Here is an 18,811-nt window from a genome sequence, read left to right on the forward strand (position 1 = left end):
CTCTGCCGATAGAGACAAAGCACACAAGGAAAAGGATTCCCAAATGACTGTCTCTCTTGACCCGCGTTCCACTTCTGCTGTTTGTGAGCTGACGCCCCCCGCTGTCCCTATTCAGTTTGGATTTCCAGAATTGGATGTCGCGTTTGACCCCAGCTCTATTCCGGTCAAGTTCCTCACATTGGATTGCTTCCCGTGTTTCGTTTCCCTTGACCCGACGATGGAGCCGATGGAAGCAAGAGTCCGGGAGAGGTCATACCTTCGTATTCAGTTTGATCTCACCTCGCCATCAAACGCCGACTTTGACCTGTGCCAGCCTGCCTATCTGGCTGATTTGACTGCGCTCGCGCCTTCGCTCCCACCGACGATGATTGCAGCCCTTTACGACCTGCCTGAAAACCTTCGCCTTTTAGTGAGGGATACGCGTTTCTCGGTCATGTACCGCACGCGCTGGATTAACAATTTGACCCGACAACTCCCTGTTGCCCGACAACTCTCCGCTACTCAGGTGGAGCCTCTGCTGAATGAGATTCTTCGCTATCGCGCGGCTCTGCTCGCGTTAGACCTCAGCTCCCCCGCAGTCATAGAGCAATGCCGGAAAGAGACTCACCTTCTCCTCACAACCGGCTCACGTTTTGGGGCGGCTCATGTCTGAGGACGCCGCACGCGCCAAGCTAAAAGAAGTGTTCGGTTATGACGACTTCCGTGGGAATCAGGCTGAGGTCATTGCCCACGTTACTGCTGGCGGTAACGCGGTTGTTCTGATGCCTACGGGTGGGGGTAAGTCCCTATGTTTTCAGATTCCTGCGCTGCTACGAGAAGGGACGGGCATTGTCATTTCGCCTCTCATAGCCCTGATGGAAGACCAGGTAAAAGCTCTTACCGCTGTTGGCGTCCGTGCCGCCTTTCTGAACTCGTCACAGTCCTACGCGGAACAGAAGGTCGTAGAAGATGCCTACGTTGCTGGTGAGCTTGACCTGCTCTATCTGGCTCCTGAACGCCTCGCCTCTGAGGGAACGAAACGCTTCCTCTCTCGTGGTCGCATCGCCCTGTTCGCTATTGACGAGGCGCACTGTGTGAGCCAGTGGGGGCATGACTTCCGCCCTGACTATCTGCGCCTTGCTGACATCCCGAAGCATTGGACTGACGTTCCTCGCATTGCCCTCACCGCGACCGCTACGGAACGAACTCACCGTGAAATCTCTTCTGTCCTAAAGATGGAGAAGGCGCGTCATTTCATCACGAGTTTTGACCGTCCAAACATCAGCTATCGCGTTGTAAAGAAGGTTGCCCCACGTCAGCAGCTCCTGGACTTCATTCAGCAGGAGCATGCGAACGAATCCGGCGTCGTCTACGCCTTCACTCGCTCTACCGTGGAATCAACTGCCGAATCCTTGGTCAAGCGGGGCATACGCGCTATCCCTTATCACGCTGGACTACCCCCAGAAACTCGCGCCGAGAGTCAACGCGAGTTCCTCACAAATTCCGGCACGGTCATCGTCGCAACAATCGCGTTTGGCATGGGAATTGACAAAGCTGACGTTCGCTTTGTCGCCCACATTGACCTCCCGAAATCTGTTGAGGGGTTCTATCAAGAATCAGGTCGCGCAGGACGTGATGGGCTGCCCTCCGCTGCTCTGCTTCTCTACGGCGTCCGAGATTATGACTCTCAGTCGCAGATGATTGCTGACTCTGACCTACCCGATGAACGCCGCCTCAAACTACAGGCAGACCTGGACGCCATGCTTGACCTCTGCATCACCCCGAGCTGTCGCCGCGTCCAGCTCCTCGCCTACTTCGGTCAAGGCTCCGAGCCGTGCGGCAACTGCGACGCCTGCGCCATTTAAGTCCGCCCGCCGTACCTTTTTCGCTTACTTCACTGCGCCCGCCGTTAGGGACGATTCAGAGACAAAATCGCCTCTGAATTGGAAAAGGAAACCAAAATGCAAACCCTGCTAACGCAAGTCCGTAGCTACTCAGCTCCCGACAACAATGATGAACAAGTTGAGACCTGGCTGGCGGTCAACGGTCAAACGAGCGCCTCCGCCCTTCTCGCCGCTCGTCAGAACTTCTCCGCTCGTGCAGCCCTTCTTTGTGGTCGTGCAAAGTGAACGGCGTCCCAACCGAAGACCCGCTTTTCGTTCACTTATTCCCTGACATCCGCCGCGCGGATTTTAGAGACTTCCGCTTCTACTATCTCGCATGCCAGCGCGCCGCTATGGAACTTACCTTCATGCAAACCACATCGGCGGAAATACTGTCAGCTATCTACAACAGCATTCTCGTATGTGAAGACGTGGAGGAAGGACTCGCGGAGAACCCGAACACCCCCAACGTGGTGCTCTATATGTTGCGATACAGCCGGTCATCCCTTGTCCGTGAGACGGTGCTCTCCCGCTTGCCGTACTGACCCGCAACCTGTCGCTTAAAACCATGTTTCTCCTTGCTGCCGATAGATACAGCAGCAAGGAGAAACCATGGCAATTAACCACATAAATTACCGCGACCGGCTCGCATTACTTTTAGAACCCGACTTTCTCTCCTCCGCCGCTGACGAAGGAGTTGACCCTCGTGTTGCCGCCGGGCTGGTTGGGCTGACTCGCGCTGACCGTTGCACGCGCCCCCTTGTATCAAAGCGAAGTGTTTTGGACTCAGGGAGACACGACCCCGCGATGAGAGGCAAACCTGTTGATGAGCCGGAGTCGTTCCTGATTCCTTGTTCTACTTCCGACGCCGACAAATGCGAACCATGCGCCGAGTTTCGCAAACAGCTCAGCATGCGCCAAATGCTCACAACGCTCTCCCGCGACGGTTCCGCCGCTGCACTCTTCACCTTGACCGCCCCTTCCTTTGGGCGCGTGCACAGCAGCTACTGGACAGCCAAGGATGAGTTCAGAAGCCGTCATCTCCCAGATACCGAAAGAGAGGCAAAACGTCTCTACAGAAAGCAGTTCGCTTCTCCCTGCCCATGTTCCGGTTTTCACACGTCATCGGAGGGCATAGCTGGCACCCCCGTGAACCCGAACACTTACGACTACGCGGCGGAAATCATCTGGAATGCGAATTTGCCCGCCCTTGTGAGCTCCATGAAGCGCAAGGTCAAAACCATGGCGAAGACAGCTGGAATTGACCTGCAAAACTTCCGAATGTTCATCGTCTATGAACGCCAAGTCAGAGGCGCACTACACACCCATGTCCTGCTTGCGTGTGAGGGAAATGCCCCAGCCTTTGCAGCCCTTGTGGAGGCGATAGACCTTAGTTGGAACGTGACCCCACCCACTGCCGAAATCCCCGACGAGCTGGTCACCTGGCTTCGCACAGATGCTGCTCAGAAACTTGCGGAAGACGCGCTTGACTATGTGCACGGTCGCCCCCTCGTCAAGGACTCCATCCCTGTTGCCTCTTGGAAGGGCGGTGCCCCTCGTCCGGCAACCATGTTCGGGAGTCAATACGACATTCGCGTCATCTCAGCCAAAGAACCGGAAGCTCCTCACACCACTGGTGACCCTGACGACGCCGCAGCTGCTGCTGCCGAAGCCGAGGACATGCCTGACGTTGATTCACACAGCGCCGCCGCCGCGTATCTTGCGAAATATCTGACGAAGAACCAGTCAGCATTCTCGCCCGCCGCATTACGACGCACGCAAGCTCTCCTGCGCGCTCACTACGCCCGCTTCAGACGCCTCGCGTTCGCTCTCCTCGCAGACCGTGCCGTCCTGCATTCTCGCCGCGCCACGGCGACCAAGACCCTTACCGCCTCACTCCAAAAATGGGCAGACGACAAGCAGGCGAACAGGCACGCCCCACCGCTTGCTCCTGAACCCGATGACATGATTCATCGTCTGCGCAAGGAAGCGATTCCTCCAGTAATAGAACGTGACCGACCAGACAGGGAGCCACCTGGAATTCGGCTTCTACGTGCAGAGATTGAGGAGCTGAAGAACGCCCCGATAGCTCCTAACCCGCTGACTGAGGCAGTCTCCCCGCTGATGAGTTCGCACCTGACGAGAAAGGAACTTGTGCGCTGTCTGACGGTCACAGGCGACCTCGTTTCGCTTCGGGGCATCCGCACGCGACTCAACCGTGTTGCCGACAACGGAGGATTTACCGGCACTCTCACTTCCGCATCTAACTGGGGGTGCTCGCTTACCTCGCTGAAAGAGGAGATGCGTGCGTGGGCAGAAGCAATGTTCGCGCCCGAGGTACCCGTTGACCCGGATGACTTCATCATTGTTTGGGAAATTGACATGCAAGCATCTGAAGAAGAGTTTGAGCGGCGAAAACCCTCCCCTACTGAATAAAAGACTGGAATCGGAAACCCAATGACAAAGGTGTTAGGTGGGTTCCTTTGGCATGCCAAAAAGCAGTTTGCGAAGCGGCTCTGAGGAGTGAGTGGGCGGGCAATTACCGCTGTTGGAGCGGCAGCAAAGCGACCGCCGCGCAAACAGCGGTAATTGGGGAGCCTGGGCGCGGATTAGACCGCTGAGAGAGCAGCTGTTGGCAGGCGGGGCGCAGCCCCGCCCTTGATACATAAAGAAAATTTGGCTAACTCCTTCCACCACTGGTCTTCAGCGCACCAGCGGGGACGTTTTTTGCGAGTTTCAGACTTTTTCTCTGTTTTGCGTATTTTCTGGGCAACTTCTGCCGATAACAACTGTGAAGCCAATTTCGTAGCTTCACAACCAACTGAAAAGGAATCAAATCATGCTGCAACTCACCATCACCCCCACAGCCGTCCTCAGCACTTCCAAGAAGAATGCCGTGACTCCGGTCTACGTCTTTGACAAGGACGCTAAACGAGACGCCCCGAAAGTTCAGGCGTTAGACAAGGAGAACAACCTCCCCGTCTGGAAGGTCAATGTCCAAATTGAGGACGGCGACAACGTTGACGACCTCGTTCTAAAGATTCCCGCCAAGGATGCTCCTGTCTTCGCAAAGAACACCGACTATCGCGTTGCCGAAGGCGTCCTCATTGTCACGGCTTATGTGAATTCCAGCACGAACCAGCAGGCGTATTCCGGAACCCTGCGCGGCACTCTCGTGCCCGTCAACGGTCGCCCCATCAAGCAAGGCGAGTAACCCCGCATAACGGGGGTGTGGAAGACAACTTCTCCCGCGCCCCCGTTAGGGATTCCCCAAGAGACAGCTGCGTCTCAGGAAAAGGAATCCGCTCATGTATCAAATTTTTATGTTTTTCGTCGCGCTCGCCATCATCGCCACCGCCCTCTACGGCTCAGCGGTCGGTATCGGTCACCTCGGCGTCAGCCTCAACAATGACCTCAACCATTACGTCACGAACTCCGTGGCTCACATCTTCGCTCAAATCAAGTAAAAGGAAACCAACACCATGCCAACCCCCACCGCCGCAAATCAGAGAGCATTCATCATCATCACCATCTTGATGTTCTTAGCTCTAACTGCCCTTGCTGCCGTAGCTCTGTTCACTCAGACGACTCCGGCAACCCGTTACGTCTCGCCCGCCCCTGTCAGCGTCTCCGGCTCCGCTGGGGTCGGTTCTAACAGTTCCACCGCAGCACCTGCTCCGGTTGTCACCGTTCTGCCCGCACCTGTTGCAACCGCCGAAAAGACTCAGGGCTATGACTTCTCAGCAGGATCGTTGGAAGGCGTTCCTGGAATTCTTCCGTTCGGCACAACGCCAACCTCAGCGCCCACTGAGGACTCATCTTCTAAAGCCGCTCTTCCTGCTTCGCCGCAAACCGGCATCCAGACTTCCCAGCCCGTTCCCATTCCAACCCCTCAGGTCAAAGGCTTCCTTGCCGCTACTGCTCAGAAAGCCGCGCCTGTTGCTATCCCGTCACCAATCGCAGTGATGACCCCTGTTCCTTCTGATCCTGGAATTGAGTTGGGTGCAGCAACCATGGTTCGTGCTCTATGGGTTTGCACCCAGAACGGCGTAGATGTCGCTACGGTGGACAACTTCACCGATTGCTCAGCTGCCTTCGCTGCCTACGACGCCGCAGCGGCTCCCGGCTCACCCCTTCCTCGTGGCTCTGAGAATGGTGCCTCCTCGCAGAGCGTTTCTCAGGCATGGGAATGCTCCTGGGATGGAGCAGTCATAGGGATTGTTACGTCGCCAGCCGGCTGCGAGATTCTTTTCGCTCAGGAGGAATCAAAATGAGGAACGCAGGCGAAAATGCGAGTGACTTTTGGAACAACACGAAGGATAAGAAGCCCGAGGTCGCTATCTTCCTCTTCTTCGTCCTGGTCTGGTGGTATGCCCTGAAGCTGGTCTTGTGGACTTTCCCGCGCCGCTTCCCGAAAGCTGCTATCTGGTTCTGGGTTACCGTTCTTCTCGTCCTGCCGCTGCTGCACTCAAACTATCCAATCACCGCAGTCATCCCTGTTGCTGTTGGCATATACGCACAAATCAAACTTCAGAAAGTCATCGCCAACCGCCGGATGCTGAAAGGCTATTTGCTGGAGGTTGCCTCCCTCATGGACGCGAAGCTTGGCACCGAATTCATGGCAAATCATTTGAGAGTGTCGTCTACTGCAAAGGAGGGCGTTCTTCAGCTCAGTATTCGCACTCCGCGTCATTTTACGGATGACCAAATGCTTGCAACCATGCCGATTGTCGCCGCAGGATTGCAGCTCGTGCGAGTCTCGCCCCTGAATATCAACGCCCGCCAGGGGAACCTGGACGTTCTCCTTCTTGGGGTTGACCCCTTGACCGAGGATCTTGACCCTGTGAAAGCAGGAGTCCTTAACCTGACTGAACAGGAGCAGAACAATGTCTTTCACTGGCTTGACGTTGGCACTACGGAGCTGGGCGACCCTCTTCAGATACCGATGTTCCTAAAAGAGGGTGGCGCGGTTCGTGCTCTTCACAGCGGACTGTCTGGCGCTGGTAAGTCCTCAATCATCCGGCAGCAGCTGCTTTGGGCGGTGAATAATCCGAACATTGACGTTGGAATCATTGACGGCAAGGGCGACCAATTCACTTGGTTTAAGAATGGCGCTGACCGCTACATCAAGGGTCAGTATGGCAAGGAGGCTTTTCTTGACTTCCTCACCTGGTTGGAGAGCGAGAGAGACAGGCGTGGCTTGGTCATGGGCGCATCCAAACTGGTCAACTTTCATCGTCAGTCTGACTCCTGGAATCCCACCGATGACGGCAACGAGCTCTTAGTTGTCTGGGACGAGCTTTCCCCCGTGCTTGGTCACTTCACCACGTCAAAAGAGAAGGCTGAGATTCAGGACAGGCTCTATGGAATCTTGTCCGTTGCTCGTTCCCTTGGGATGGCTTTCATCCTCTCCTCTCAAACGTTTCCCTCCTACATGTTAGAAACTCGCATTAGGGATCTCTGCTTTGACTTGGGTGTTGGCTATAAGCAGCCTGAGCAGGACGCTAAATACATCGGGTTCACTTCCCTGGACTTGGCACGCCCTGACCTCATTAGGGGTGTGATGGTGGAGTCAGGTCGGCTTTCCTGCGCCGGACAGTTCGCCGTCAGGGGGCTTTCTACGCCCGGCTATGGCAAGAGCTACTACATAAGCGCTGAGCAGATTGTGAATGCTCTTCCGGCACCTCCAGAGCCTTCTGAAGAGGCTCCCTTCGTGGAGCTTGACGCCTTGGAACCTGTTCCGTCTCTATCGCTCGTGAAGGCTGGTTCGTCAGCCGATAGCTAATACTTGGGCGGTCTTAATCCTTTTCTTCCGCCCTGAGCACCGACCCCCTTCCTTCACTGGTTGGGGGTTTTTGCTTTCCCGAATCATTTTTCGCCCAATCAACCGATAACCCTTATAGCCGTATTTCGCGGCGCAAAAGATTGGATAAGAAAATGGCTGAGGAACGCTCCTCCCTTAACGAAGTAATGCAGTACATGAACGCCTACCGTGATGCTTATACGGATGCCCTCTTAGAGGACGTACGTGAAGGCGGACTTTTGGATATCAAGGATTTACATCTGAGCGCGGACTGTCACATTGTCGGTCATGCTGTTGCCCGTAAGTCTGCGAGTGCTGCCCACCCACTCACCGGGATTAGCGCTGAGGATATTACGGAGGGCGAGCTGTGGTTCGCTGCCGATGCGCGCAGGGACGCAACACGCACGATTGCGAAGGACATTGAGGCGTACCTGAAGGATTACGAGGACGGCTTCGTTATAGCGCTGGACGATTACACGGACGGACCTGCGCGGTATGACGACATTCGTCCAGGCAGCTCGCTTTCTAATGCGGCGCACAAGGCAGGTCAGAGTGAGGCTGCCCACTCGGGTCACTCTTTCCCTGGTCTTGATGGTCATGTGCGGGCGAGCTACGAGGAGAGAGCCGCTGAGAATGCCCGGGATATTGTTCTTTACCATCTGAACAGGAACGTCTGAGTTCTACACGCTTCTGCCCCCTTCCTTCACCAGTTGGGGGCTTTTGCTTTTCCCGTCAGAATGAATCCCCCTCCTGCACTGGCTCTCCCCCGCCCGCCGGGCGTTGATCGTTCTGGGGGCTTCTGAGCGCTTGACCAGACAGTCTCAGGATGAGTGCCCCCGCAATATGGATGATGAGCCATGCATCTTCTTTGAGGCTGCTGCTGCCGTCCTTGTGAGCATCGCCGTTGTTGTTGCGCTCAGCGGATACCCACTCACTCGCTCTGACGACGGTGTCAATGAGCTTTGCGTCATATCCCTTCAGGAGTCCCTGGTTCAGTGCTTTTTTAGCCTGTTCGCTTGCGCTTTTTCCTTCTACCCCCAGAGTCCGAAACATCTCCTGCAGCGCCGAACTCGCGTCGGTTATAGCGTCCCCAGGGTCGCCGTTTGACAGTTCCAAAAGTGCCTTGTTGTAGGCGTTTTTGACCTTCAGATACTTCGCGTCTGCCGCGAGGAGTTCAGTTGCGGGTTTGACGATTTCAGCGTGCAGCTCTTGATTACCCCGAGACACCAGTCCACCGGGGGTGAACGCCCACTCAACGCGGTGGTTCAGCAGAATGTCATCAGCCGCATCACGAAATTTCGCACCGTCATACATTTCGTATGCATAGTAGGTGGCGTCTAACTGATACGTTCTGCCTTCTCGTTCAGCGGCTAACTGGTCAAGAGCAAAGCTGATAGCTGCCACTACATCCAGCTTGTCGTCCTCGGATACGTTAGGAGATCCATTCAGGGTTTCCTCAATTCCCCCTGGCTCCCACCCCCACGCGCCATGTTCGGAGCGAATAGTGGCGACTCTTTCTTCCACGAGAAACGGTCTGTTCGTGGAACGAAGATACGCACGATAGATCTTGCGGGCTGCTGGGTCATTGAGCCTGGTCGTCCAAATGATTCCCCACTCAGCCTCCTCCTCAGCGAGCTTCTTTCGCCGTAACTGTTCGGAAGGAAGAGGTTCACTCAACTCAGGCATCTGCCCACCTTATCCACCAGCGATTTTTTCTGTACTACGTTTACTGACGAGGCGGACAGCGGGGCGTCCGGGGCTGGAAATATTTGTGGCTATCAAACTGAGCGCATCAGAACCACTAAACGGGTTCCTTATTGACGGAGTGGCAGACACTCCCTTCGTCGGCGCATCTCTCACCCTTGATGCGTCGCGCGGTGTCCGTGTGCACGTGCCGTTCGTAACTCACCCTCCCTTGGAACAATTTCGCTCAGCTAACGAGTGGTTTGTTAAACACGACTTTCCGAAAAACATGCTGTTTGCAAGTGGAGACGGTCGCATCAGCCTGTTTGGTATTCGGTTCTCGGGCTATCAGATGACTACTCCAGCCGTTGGTCACTTTGACGTTGACGAAGCCGTCCTTCACGACCGCGATGGTGACATATCAGACTCGTTCGTAGTCGCTTCAGCGCAATCTCACATTGACGGGCTGGCGGAGTGGACAGGTTTCACTGCTGTTACCGAAGACGTCGGAACGAACGAGGCACACCTCATCCAGCAGGTTGTTGCGACGGTGAAGACCGCGGACAGTTTCTCCTGGCGTCAAGGCGACGCAGAAATGACGCTTACTACTCACTGGGAGGGTGACCACAGCCGCCCCGGTATACACGTAGATGAGTGGGTCGTCTTGGACTCAAAGTTTCCGGAAGCACGTCCATTTTCAGCGCACATCACCGAGCATCGGAAATTGGTGTCGCTACTGACTCTGGTGTTTGGCACTGGTATCAGCTTCCGTAAACATCAAATTAGAGACGAGCTTTTCCGCGTCCGTAATCTGGACGGCGAACTGATAGGCGCACCGCCTCTGGTGGAAGTAATTGCCCGTCAAACAATCCGGGACTACAGCGAGCAAATTCCCGCTCGGTCTGATCTAAAGCAGAGCGGAATCGTCTTCCTGCAACAACTCAAGGGTGAAGGACTCTCCCAGTGGGCGGAAGGCTTTGGGAAGTGGGGGCGAGTCATAAACCCGACAGTAGGAGTTCTGAAGAGACCCGACGCCTACGCCGAAGACGTGGTGATGTCCACCAACTTGAGCCTGGAAGCAGCAGGACACCTTCTTCCGCCCGCAGACGACGAAGAGTCCACCTATTTCCGGGGCAGACCCACGACCGCGACTTTTGTCTATCGCTGTATCGCCTCCGTAGGTATGAACTTTTCGCCCATCTCTCATAGCCGTCAAGGAATGGCGCGTGCCGTGGCGAACAACTACAACGGCATCAAACACTTTGACAGGGGAGCTTTTCCAGATTTCGTTCAGACGAGACTCATCGGGAAACTCTCTACTCTCATCGTGCGTTTGATCGCAACTAACTTGATAGAGCCTACGAACGAGGTGGTGAGAGATTACGTCTCAGGCTGGCGTTTCAGGCAGCTTATGGAGGAGTTTAAACTCAACGACTTGTATGTTGACGAGCGCGGAAACTGCTACGTTCCTCAAACCCAGCAGTAGTTCTTTTCCGAAACTGGTTGTGGCTTCTCGCTCAAGCCGGTCATTGTCTTGCCATAAATGAGATTGACCGCTTACTGCGTCTTCCGGGCTGCTCGTTTGTCCGCTGTCCTGTATATGTCATCCATCAGGTCGTTCATTGGCTGCACCTTGGGGGCGGTGTCAATGTGCGAATACGTCCCCCGTGTGATCGCTTCTGAGTGATGCCCGGCTATGGCTCGGACTATCTCTATGGGGGTGCCGTGGGTGATGAGCAGCGTTATTGCAATGTGTCGGAGCGCGTGCTGCCTAATACGGTATTCGGGCTTCAGGTTTAGTTTCTTCTCATCTGAGAGCAGCGAGTTCCAGCGTTTGTTATCCGTCGTTTGTCTGATGGGGCTACCGTTCTCCGTCGTGTAGACGAGGTTGGCAAACTGCGGCTCGGTTGACCACCCTTCATCCTGTTTTATCTGCCTCTGCTCTGCTCTGTGCCGTTTCAGTACGTCCACAACTCTGGGCGAAAGCGGGATGATTCGCTTCCCTGCGTTTGTTTTGGGTTGCGGCTTGATGGACATTGTTCCGGTCTTTGCATCCCTGCTGAGTTGTTGACGAATCTCCACAACGGGCTGCTTGCCCCTACTGTCGTCCAGATAGGTGAAGCAGTCCCAGGTGAGTCCTAACCGTTCACTTTGCCGCAGTCCCATGAGCGCAAAAATCCAATGTGCTTCCTCGGCTGTTCCCTGCGTGTATGCCGCTATCTCGCGTGCTATCCAGTTCTTCTTCTCCAAGTGTTCCGTCTCAGAGCGAGAATCAGGTTTATCAAGCTGATCTATTCGTGTTGTCGGATTTTCTAACACATGCCCTTGCTCCGTCGCATACCGGAATCCCTGGTTGATGATGCCTTGGATGAGTCTGAGCTGACTCGCGCCCAGCAGTGGGACGTTTGTAGCTACGTCTTTGCCGTCAACTTTCTTCGTCTTCATCTTCTTCGGAAGCGTTCTGAACAGGAGATTCCGTATGTCTTCTTCGGTAATGAGCCGGACTGGAATGCTGCCGACGTAGGGGGCTATGTGTAGACGTATCTGGTTTTCGTAGACATGCGCAGTATTAGCGCTGACTCGCTCAGCCTTAGACGTCTTCTGCCTCTTGACCTCTAACCATTCGTTGAGCATTTCGCCGGTCGTGAGTTTCAGTTCTTTGGGGCGTGCCGACAATGCCGAGAGGGGCAATTCTCCACTCTTGACGAGCCGCTTACGAAGATTGTTCTCTCGCCGCTCTATCGCCTGTTCTTTGCTCGCAGCAGTCCCTGAGACCTGCACCGCGCGCCCGGAATCGTCCATATAAAGAGTGCGCGTCGCCCTCCATTGGACTCCTGCGCTCGTCGTCACCTGGAAAACGGAACCTTCGCCCCGTGTCTTCGGCTGCTGATGTGCCTGCCAAAGTTCATCGTTCGTTCGTCGGCGGTGGATGACCATGCTTGACCGTAGCAGCAAATAATAAGCAGTGTAATAAGAAGAACGCCCCGCCAAACCATTGGTTTGAACGGGGCGTTTCTTTCTATTCTCAGCTTCACCAGGAGTTTTACCTGATTTCGTTTGTCTTGCTTTGTTCCATATTTCGCCTTGTGGCAAGTGAGGGATTCGAACCCCCGAAGGCTCAGCCGTCTGATTTACAGTCAGATCCCTTTGGCCGCTAGGGTAACTTGCCGAGGCGCACCCGACCACGTCGTACAACACAACCGAAGGCGCTCGGACAAGAATACTCACAGAGCGCGGCTGGACGAAATCGGCGGCCGGGCCGACGCGCCAAGATACCGGTTCCGTATCGAAACGGCGTCAGGGCCTTCTCGGACGAGCGGCCGGGTCGGCGCTCGCTAAACTCTTCTCACTATCCCTGCGCCCCCACCCGGGCGCGTCAAAGCGAGGACGCTATGCCAGGAATCGACGCTGTCGCGGCGCTCGCTGGCGTGTCCACAGCCACCGTCTCCCGCGCATTGAGCGGAAACGGGCACGTCTCCCCGTCCACCCGGGTGCGCGTGCACGACGCGGCGCGCGAGCTCGGCTACGTCGTGTCGTCGCCCGCGTCGAGCCTCGCCAGCGGGCGCACGAAGAACGTCGGCGTCGTCGTGCCGTTCATCAGCCGCTGGTTCTACTCCTCGGTACTCGAAGGCGCGGGGTCCGCGCTGCTGAAGAACGGTTACGACCTCACGCTCTACGGCCTGACCGGCGGAGGCGGCGTCGACGAGCGGCGGAGCGTCTTCGAGCACTTCCTGCTCCGGAAACGCGTGGATGCCGTGCTCGCCCTCACCATCGAACTCACCACCGGCGAACTGCAGTCACTGCTCGACCTGAAGAAGCCGATCGTGGGGATCGGCGGGCCGCTGGCCGGCGTGCAGACCCTCAGCATCGACGACGTCGGCGTCGCGCTGCTCGCCACCGAGCACCTTCTCGGCCTCGGTCATCGATGCATCGGGATGATCGGGGGCGAGTCGGGCTTCGAGCTCGACTTCCATCTGCCGACGAACCGCCGCGCGGGGTACGAGCGCGCGCTGAGGTCGGCGGGGATCGAGCCGGCCCCCCATCTCTTCCTCCCCGCGGACTTCACGATCCGCGGTGGATACCAAGCGGCGACGGCGCTGCTCCGCGATCCGCGGTCGCGGCCATCCGCCCTCTTCGCGGCGTCGGACGAGATGGCGATGGGATCGATCCTCGCCGCCCGTGACCTCGGGCTGAGCGTGCCCGGCGACGTATCGATCATCGGCATCGACGGGCACGAGCACTCCGACTTCTTCGGGCTGACGACGGTCGCGCAGTTCCCCGAGCGCCAGGGCGCGCACGCGGTCGAGATGCTGATGGACCAGCTGCACCCCGGCCGCCGCGACCCGACCCCCACGAACATCCCGCTCCCGGTGGAGCTCATCGTGCGCACCTCGACGGCTCCCCCGTCGCCCCCTCCTCTCCCGCCCGCCGCCCCCGCCCCCTGACCCCAATCGAAACCCCGAAAGTTGTCGCTTAGCCGAACGGATTCCGACAATTTTCGGTGTTTCGATTCAGGCTGGGGCGTCTGTGCGCGCGGCGGTGGCCGCGAAGGTGACCGCGGCCGTCGACACCTTGAGCGCGTACGGGGTCGCGTCGTTGTAGGCCGCGATCGCGCGCTCCCAGCCGGCCAGCGTCGAGAGGTCGCCGCCCGCATAACAGAGGTAGTTGGCGGTGGCGAGCACCGAGTCGTCGAAATTCTGCGGGTCGGCGACGCCGTCACCACTGCCGTCGGTGCCCCAGTTGCGCCACGCCTCGGGAATCAGCTGCATCGGTCCGACCGCCCGGTCGATGCTCGCGTCGCCGTCGATCGCTCCCTTGTCGCTGTCGGGGATGTTGTTCACGCCGACCCCGTCGAGCGCGATGCCGTAGATCGGCGGCGAGACCTGCCCATCGGCCGCGATACTGCTGCCGCCGTGCGTGCCGTTGCCGCTCTCGACGGAGCCGACCGCGGCGAGCGTGTTCCAGCCGAGGTGACAGGTCGGATTCTCCGTCTGCTTCGCGAGGGCGACGCCCGCGTACGACTGGATGGCGCGCACGCTCACGTTGGTCGCCTCCGCCATGCGGGTCGCCCACGCGACATCCGTGTTGCCGGCGAGGCCCGCGAGCACTCCCGGCGCACCTGCGGCACCCGGCGCCGCGGCGACCGCGGTCGACAGCGGCGGCAGCTCGACGGCGGACGGGGCGTCCGGAGCCGCACCGCCCTCGGCGGAGACGACCGCCTGCCGGAGGGCCTCCCCCAGCGGCCCCGCCGCGAAGACCCCGGCGACCAGGAGCGCGAGCACGGCTGCGGAGGCGCCGACCGCGATGAGGGTCGTCCGCAGGCGACGGCGGCTCCGGATGCCCGCGCGGGCCGTTCGCGCCCGCCTCCGTGCTGCAGCCCGCCGCGCCGCCGCCCGGCGTCTCGCCTGGGTGCTCGTCGCTCGCCGTTCTGCCACCGTCCGACCCTAGCCACAGAGCCTTGGAGGATGCCCGACAGGGCCGCCGCGGTAGAATCGGCGCATGGCAGATTCAAGTTTTGACATCGTGAGCAAGGTCGACAAGATGGAGGCCGACAACGCCCTGCACCAGGCGCAGAAGGAGGTCGAGTCGCGGTACGACTTCAAGAACATCGGCGCTTCGATCGACTGGAGCGGCGAGAAGATCCTGATGAAGGCGAACTCCGAGGAGCGGGTCAAAGCCATCCTCGAGGTGTTCGAGGCGAAGCTCATCAAGCGCGGCATCAGCCTGCGGAGCCTGGATGCCGGCGAGCCGTACCCGAGCGGCAAGGAGTACCGGCTCGAAGCCGAGTTGAAGAACGGTATCGAGCAGGAGGCGGCGAAGAAGATCTCGAAGCTGATCCGCGACGAGTCGCCGAAGTCGGTCAAGAGCCAGATCCAGGGCGACGAACTGCGCGTCTCCTCGAAGAGCCGCGACGACCTCCAGGGCGTGATGGCCCTCCTGAAGAGCGCCGACCTCGAGGTCGCCGTGCAGTTCGTCAACTTCCGCTGACCGCCCCTCCTGCCGCTGCCGCACTCACCGCGACGAAGCGGGTGTGCGCGGCCGCGGAGGGCCCGGCGGCGGGCTAGCCGACCGGCTGCTGGTTCGAGACCGCGACCATCTCGTCGCGCTCGACGACCTTGATGCGGGTGCGGCCAGCTGCCTCGCCGAGACCGAGCTCGTACTGGTCGAGGTGGTGCCAACCCTCGGTGCTCGTGTAGTCGACTCCGCGCGACTCCAGCAGCGAGACGACCGACTCCTCGGAGGGGTCGGCGGGCGTCCACCAGTTGGCCTGGTCGCGTACGACGTGGCTGAGCGTCTCCATGGCGTCGCTCTTCGTGTGGCCGATCAGCCCGACGGGGCCGCGTTTGATCCACCCGGTGGCGTAGACGCCCGGAATGACCTCGTCGTGATCATCCAGAACCTGCCCTTCGCGGTTCGGGATCACGCCGTGCAGCGAATCGAACGGAACACCGTCGAGCGGCGAACCGAAGTAGCCGACCGCGCGGTAGAGCGCCTGGATCGGGAAGTCGCGGAACTCGCCCGTGCCCTCGACACCGCCGGCGCCGTCGGGCCGGGTGCGCTCCATGCGGAGGCCCGCCACGCGGCCGTCCTCGCCGAGCACCTCGACGGGGCGCGAGTAGAAGTGCAGGTGCAGGCGGCGGGATGCCGTACCGGCCGGGCGCGTACGCCACTGGTTCATGACGCGATTGATCACCATGACCTGCTTGTTCGAGGCGATGGCGGCCTCGGAGGCGGGGTCGATGTCGAAGTCCTCGTCGTAGACGACGATGTCGACGTCGTTGACCTCACCGAGCTCGCGGAGTTCGAGCGGCGTGAACTTCACCTGCGCGGGGCCGCGGCGGCCGAACACGTGCACGTCGGTCACCGGCGAGGCCTTCAGTCCCTCGTAGACGTTCGCGGGGATCTCGGTGACGAGGAGGTCGTCGGCGTGCTTCGCGAGGATGCGCGCCACGTCGAGCGCGACGTTGCCGTTGCCGAGCACAGCGACTTCGCGCGCGCCGAGCGGCCAGGTGCGCGGCACGTCGGGGTGCCCGTCGAACCAGCTCACGAAGTCGGCCGCGCCGTAGGAGCCGTCGAGGTCGATGCCGGGGATGTCGAGTTCGGCATCCTTGATCGCACCGGTTGCGAAGATGACCGCGTTGTAGTGCTTCTTCAGGTCGTCAAGTGTCAGGTCGATGCCGTAGCGCACGTTGCCGAAGAACCGGATGTCGCCGCGGTCGAGCACCTCGCGGAGCGCCCCGATGATGCCCTTGATGCGCGGATGATCGGGGGCGACGCCGTAGCGCACCAGGCCGTAGGGCGCGGGCAGGTGGTCGAAGAGGTCGATCGAGACGTCGAACGCACGTTCGGCCTTGATCAGCAGGTCGGCGGCGTAGATGCCGGCCGGTCCCGCGCCGACGATGGCCAGGCGGAGCTTGGTCATGAGGGTGTGTTCCTTACGTTGTGTGGGGCTGGGGCCACGCGGGAGGCGCGGCGCCAGCGGGTTGTTCGGAGCGTCCGGCCACCGCGACGGGCCAGTGGCTCAGGCGGGTCAGGCAGGCAGGTCAGGCGGATCGTTCCACCATCGTGTCGGCGAAACGGATCAGGGTCTTCTTCACCGTGCCCTCCGGCAACGGGTCGAGGGCGGCAACCGCGTCGGCGGCCCAGCGGCGCGACTCGACCTGGGTCTCCTCGGTCACGCGGTGGGCCCGGAGTTCGGCGATCAGCGCGTCGACCTCGGCGTCGGGCGTCGCCGCGATGCGTTCGGGGTCGAGCCGCGCGAGCAGGTCGGCGGCCGACGGGTCGGTTGACGCATCCCGTCGCAGGTACAGCAGCGGCAGGGTCACGACGCCGGCCCGGATGTCGGTGCCCGCCGTCTTGCCGGTCGCATCGCTCGGCGGGGCGAGGTCGATCACGTCGTCGACGAGCTGGAACGCGATGCCGATCTTCTCGCCGAAGTCGAAGACGGGCTGCTCGTATTCGCTGGGAGCACGCGACACGAGGATTCCGAGCTGCGCGGAGGCCGCGATCAGCGACCCCGTCTTGTCGGCGAGCACCTGCAGGTAGTGGGCGACCTGGTCTTCGCCCTCGCGAGGCCCGACGGTCTCGTGCAACTGCCCGAGGCAGAGGCGCTCGAAGGTGTCGGCCTGCAGGCGGATGGCCCGCTCGCCGAGGATCGAGAGCAGCTTGGAGGCACGGGCGAACAGCAGGTCGCCGGTGAGGATGGCGACGGAGTTGCTCCACACGGTGTGCGCGGTCGGCACGCCCCGGCGCTGCTCCGCTTCATCCATCACGTCGTCGTGGTAGAGCGACGCGAGGTGGATCAGTTCGATGGATGTCGCGGCCGTGACCACATCGTCGGTCACGCCTTCGCCGAGCTGGGCGGTGAGGAACGCGAGCAGCGGGCGCACGCGCTTACCGCCGGCTTCGAGCAGGTAGCGAGCCGACACCTCGGCCATGCCGTCGTGGAACACGGTCTCGGCCAGCAGCTTGTCTTCGAGCCGCACGATGCCGTCGTCGACGGCCTTCGCGGCACGGCGGTCGTCGCCCGTGGAGAAGAGCCTCTCGGCCAGTGAAAACGGCGACGAGGAGGAGGGACTGCGACGGGCGCTCTTGTTCGCAGTGGAGGCCCCGGATGCGTTCCCGGGCCAGTTGGCCTTGTTCACGAGGTCAAGCCTACTGAGGGTGCGGCGTCGGCGGGGGCGGCGGCGGCAGCAGCGCGCGGCTTGGTACCGCGGTGCAGCGCAACGATGCCGAACGTGAGGTTGCGGTAGCCCACCTGCGTGAAGCCTGCGCCGGTCATCCACCGGCTGAGGGTCTTCTGGTCGGGCCACGCCTCGATGGAGTCGGCAAGGTAGGTGTAGGCGTCGGGATTGGATGACGCGAGCTTCGCGATCGCGGGCATGAACCGCTGCAGGTACGTGGAGTAGCCGAACTTCACGAGACTCGCCGGCGGCGTGCTGAACTCGCAGATCACGATGCGGCCGCCCGGCTTCGTCACCCGGTAGAGCTCGGCGAGCGCCGTACGCGGCTCGACGATGTTGCGGAGACCGAACGAGATGGTCACGGCGTCGAACTCATTGTCGGCGAACGGGAGATCCATGCCGTCGGCGACCACGAACTCGACGTTCGGGTTGCCGGCCTGCTGCCTCTTGCCCACCTCGATCATGCCGGGCGAGAAGTCGGCGGCGACCACTTTCGCTCCCCCGGCGGCGAGGCTCGCGCTCGACGTGCCCGTGCCGGCGGCGAGGTCGAGGATGCGCTCACCGCGTTTCGGGGCGACCGCCTTCGTCGTGGCGACCCGCCAGAGCAGGGCGTTGCCGACGGAGAGCACATTGTTCGTGCGGTCGTAGTGGGTCGACACATCGTCGAACATCGCAGAAACCTGCGCGGGTTGCTTGCTGAGGTCGGCCTTGGACACCTTCCCAGTTTACGGTGCGTCTGAGCGGCATTCGGCAAAGGCTCAGGATGCGCACAGGGCTTG

The 18,811-nt window shown here is 59.8% G+C and carries 16 protein-coding genes, 1 tRNA gene and 1 pseudogene; 11 read left to right on the plus strand and 7 right to left on the minus strand.

Features of this window, described 5'->3' with window-relative positions; all coding sequences use genetic code 11:
• The first annotated feature begins 43 nt into the window (after positions 1 to 43).
• From FB464_RS12905 to FB464_RS12935, 8 genes and pseudogenes are all read left to right on the plus strand, one after another.
• The gene (locus FB464_RS12905) at positions 44 to 652 is read left to right on the plus strand and encodes a hypothetical protein (protein WP_142206692.1); all 609 of its coding nucleotides are present in this window, start codon (positions 44 to 46) and stop codon (positions 650 to 652) included.
• Positions 645 to 1,835 (plus strand): annotated as a pseudogene (locus tag FB464_RS12910) (RecQ family ATP-dependent DNA helicase); the annotation flags it as partial. The gene FB464_RS12905 and the pseudogene FB464_RS12910, both read left to right, overlap by 8 nt.
• A gap of 639 nt (positions 1,836 to 2,474) precedes the next feature.
• Entirely contained in the window at positions 2,475 to 4,298 is a 1,824-nt protein-coding gene (locus FB464_RS12915; protein ID WP_142206693.1) for a replication initiator, read from the plus strand.
• Between the two features lie 403 nt (positions 4,299 to 4,701).
• Positions 4,702 to 5,076 (plus strand): hypothetical protein, encoded by a 375-nt coding sequence (locus tag FB464_RS12920; RefSeq protein WP_116413490.1) that lies wholly within the window; start codon positions 4,702 to 4,704, stop codon positions 5,074 to 5,076.
• Positions 5,077 to 5,185: 109 nt separating this feature from the next.
• The gene (locus tag FB464_RS19850; protein WP_170151837.1) at positions 5,186 to 5,329 is read left to right on the plus strand and encodes a hypothetical protein; all 144 of its coding nucleotides are present in this window, start codon (positions 5,186 to 5,188) and stop codon (positions 5,327 to 5,329) included.
• A gap of 15 nt (positions 5,330 to 5,344) precedes the next feature.
• The gene (locus FB464_RS12925) at positions 5,345 to 6,136 is read left to right on the plus strand and encodes a hypothetical protein (protein ID WP_142206694.1); all 792 of its coding nucleotides are present in this window, start codon (positions 5,345 to 5,347) and stop codon (positions 6,134 to 6,136) included.
• Positions 6,133 to 7,647, plus strand: coding sequence for a hypothetical protein (locus FB464_RS12930; RefSeq protein ID WP_116413489.1), 1,515 nt, complete (start codon positions 6,133 to 6,135; stop codon positions 7,645 to 7,647). Before FB464_RS12925 ends, FB464_RS12930 begins: the two co-directional genes overlap by 4 nt.
• A gap of 152 nt (positions 7,648 to 7,799) precedes the next feature.
• Positions 7,800 to 8,342 (plus strand): hypothetical protein, encoded by a 543-nt coding sequence (locus FB464_RS12935; protein ID WP_142206695.1) that lies wholly within the window; start codon positions 7,800 to 7,802, stop codon positions 8,340 to 8,342.
• Positions 8,343 to 8,397: 55 nt separating this feature from the next.
• Here the strand turns inward: FB464_RS12935 and FB464_RS12940 are convergent, their stop codons facing one another.
• On the minus strand, positions 8,398 to 9,351 hold the full coding sequence (locus tag FB464_RS12940) for a hypothetical protein (protein ID WP_142206696.1): 954 nt from the start codon (positions 9,349 to 9,351) through the stop codon (positions 8,398 to 8,400).
• 139 nt (positions 9,352 to 9,490) lie between these two features.
• Here FB464_RS12940 and FB464_RS12945 point away from each other — a divergent pair, with 139 nt between their 5' ends.
• Positions 9,491 to 10,834 (plus strand): ApeA N-terminal domain 1-containing protein, encoded by a 1,344-nt coding sequence (locus FB464_RS12945; protein WP_142206697.1) that lies wholly within the window; start codon positions 9,491 to 9,493, stop codon positions 10,832 to 10,834.
• Positions 10,835 to 10,905: 71 nt separating this feature from the next.
• On the opposite strand, the gene FB464_RS12950 is transcribed toward FB464_RS12945, so the two are convergent.
• Together FB464_RS12950 and FB464_RS12955 are read right to left on the minus strand one after the other, a co-directional pair.
• Positions 10,906 to 12,150, minus strand: coding sequence for a tyrosine-type recombinase/integrase (locus FB464_RS12950; protein ID WP_170151836.1), 1,245 nt, complete (start codon positions 12,148 to 12,150; stop codon positions 10,906 to 10,908).
• 285 nt (positions 12,151 to 12,435) lie between these two features.
• Positions 12,436 to 12,517 (minus strand) — tRNA-Tyr (locus FB464_RS12955).
• 223 nt (positions 12,518 to 12,740) lie between these two features.
• On the opposite strand from FB464_RS12955, the gene FB464_RS12960 reads away from it, so the two are divergent.
• Positions 12,741 to 13,793 carry a LacI family DNA-binding transcriptional regulator gene (locus FB464_RS12960; RefSeq protein ID WP_116413484.1) on the plus strand — a complete coding sequence of 351 codons (1,053 nt, stop codon included), beginning with the start codon at positions 12,741 to 12,743 and terminating at the stop codon, positions 13,791 to 13,793.
• A gap of 66 nt (positions 13,794 to 13,859) precedes the next feature.
• On the opposite strand, the gene FB464_RS12965 is transcribed toward FB464_RS12960, so the two are convergent.
• Positions 13,860 to 14,783: a lytic transglycosylase domain-containing protein gene (locus tag FB464_RS12965; protein WP_142206699.1), complete on the minus strand. Its 924-nt coding sequence runs from the start codon at positions 14,781 to 14,783 to the stop codon at positions 13,860 to 13,862.
• Positions 14,784 to 14,847: 64 nt separating this feature from the next.
• Here FB464_RS12965 and FB464_RS12970 point away from each other — a divergent pair, with 64 nt between their 5' ends.
• On the plus strand, positions 14,848 to 15,336 hold the full coding sequence (locus FB464_RS12970; protein WP_116413482.1) for a YajQ family cyclic di-GMP-binding protein: 489 nt from the start codon (positions 14,848 to 14,850) through the stop codon (positions 15,334 to 15,336).
• Positions 15,337 to 15,409: 73 nt separating this feature from the next.
• Here FB464_RS12970 and FB464_RS12975 read toward each other — a convergent pair whose 3' ends face one another.
• The 3 genes from FB464_RS12975 to FB464_RS12985 form a co-directional block, all read right to left on the minus strand.
• Positions 15,410 to 16,771 (minus strand): FAD-dependent oxidoreductase, encoded by a 1,362-nt coding sequence (locus FB464_RS12975; RefSeq protein ID WP_116413481.1) that lies wholly within the window; start codon positions 16,769 to 16,771, stop codon positions 15,410 to 15,412.
• Positions 16,772 to 16,892: 121 nt separating this feature from the next.
• Positions 16,893 to 17,993 (minus strand): polyprenyl synthetase family protein, encoded by a 1,101-nt coding sequence (locus FB464_RS12980; RefSeq protein WP_116413480.1) that lies wholly within the window; start codon positions 17,991 to 17,993, stop codon positions 16,893 to 16,895.
• Positions 17,990 to 18,748, minus strand: coding sequence for a class I SAM-dependent methyltransferase (locus FB464_RS12985; RefSeq protein WP_246093052.1), 759 nt, complete (start codon positions 18,746 to 18,748; stop codon positions 17,990 to 17,992). The genes FB464_RS12980 and FB464_RS12985 overlap by 4 nt, the downstream gene beginning before the upstream one ends.
• Positions 18,749 to 18,811 lie beyond the last annotated feature (63 nt).

The organism is Subtercola boreus (assembly GCF_006716115.1).
In the GTDB taxonomy this organism is placed as follows: domain Bacteria; phylum Actinomycetota; class Actinomycetes; order Actinomycetales; family Microbacteriaceae; genus Subtercola; species Subtercola boreus.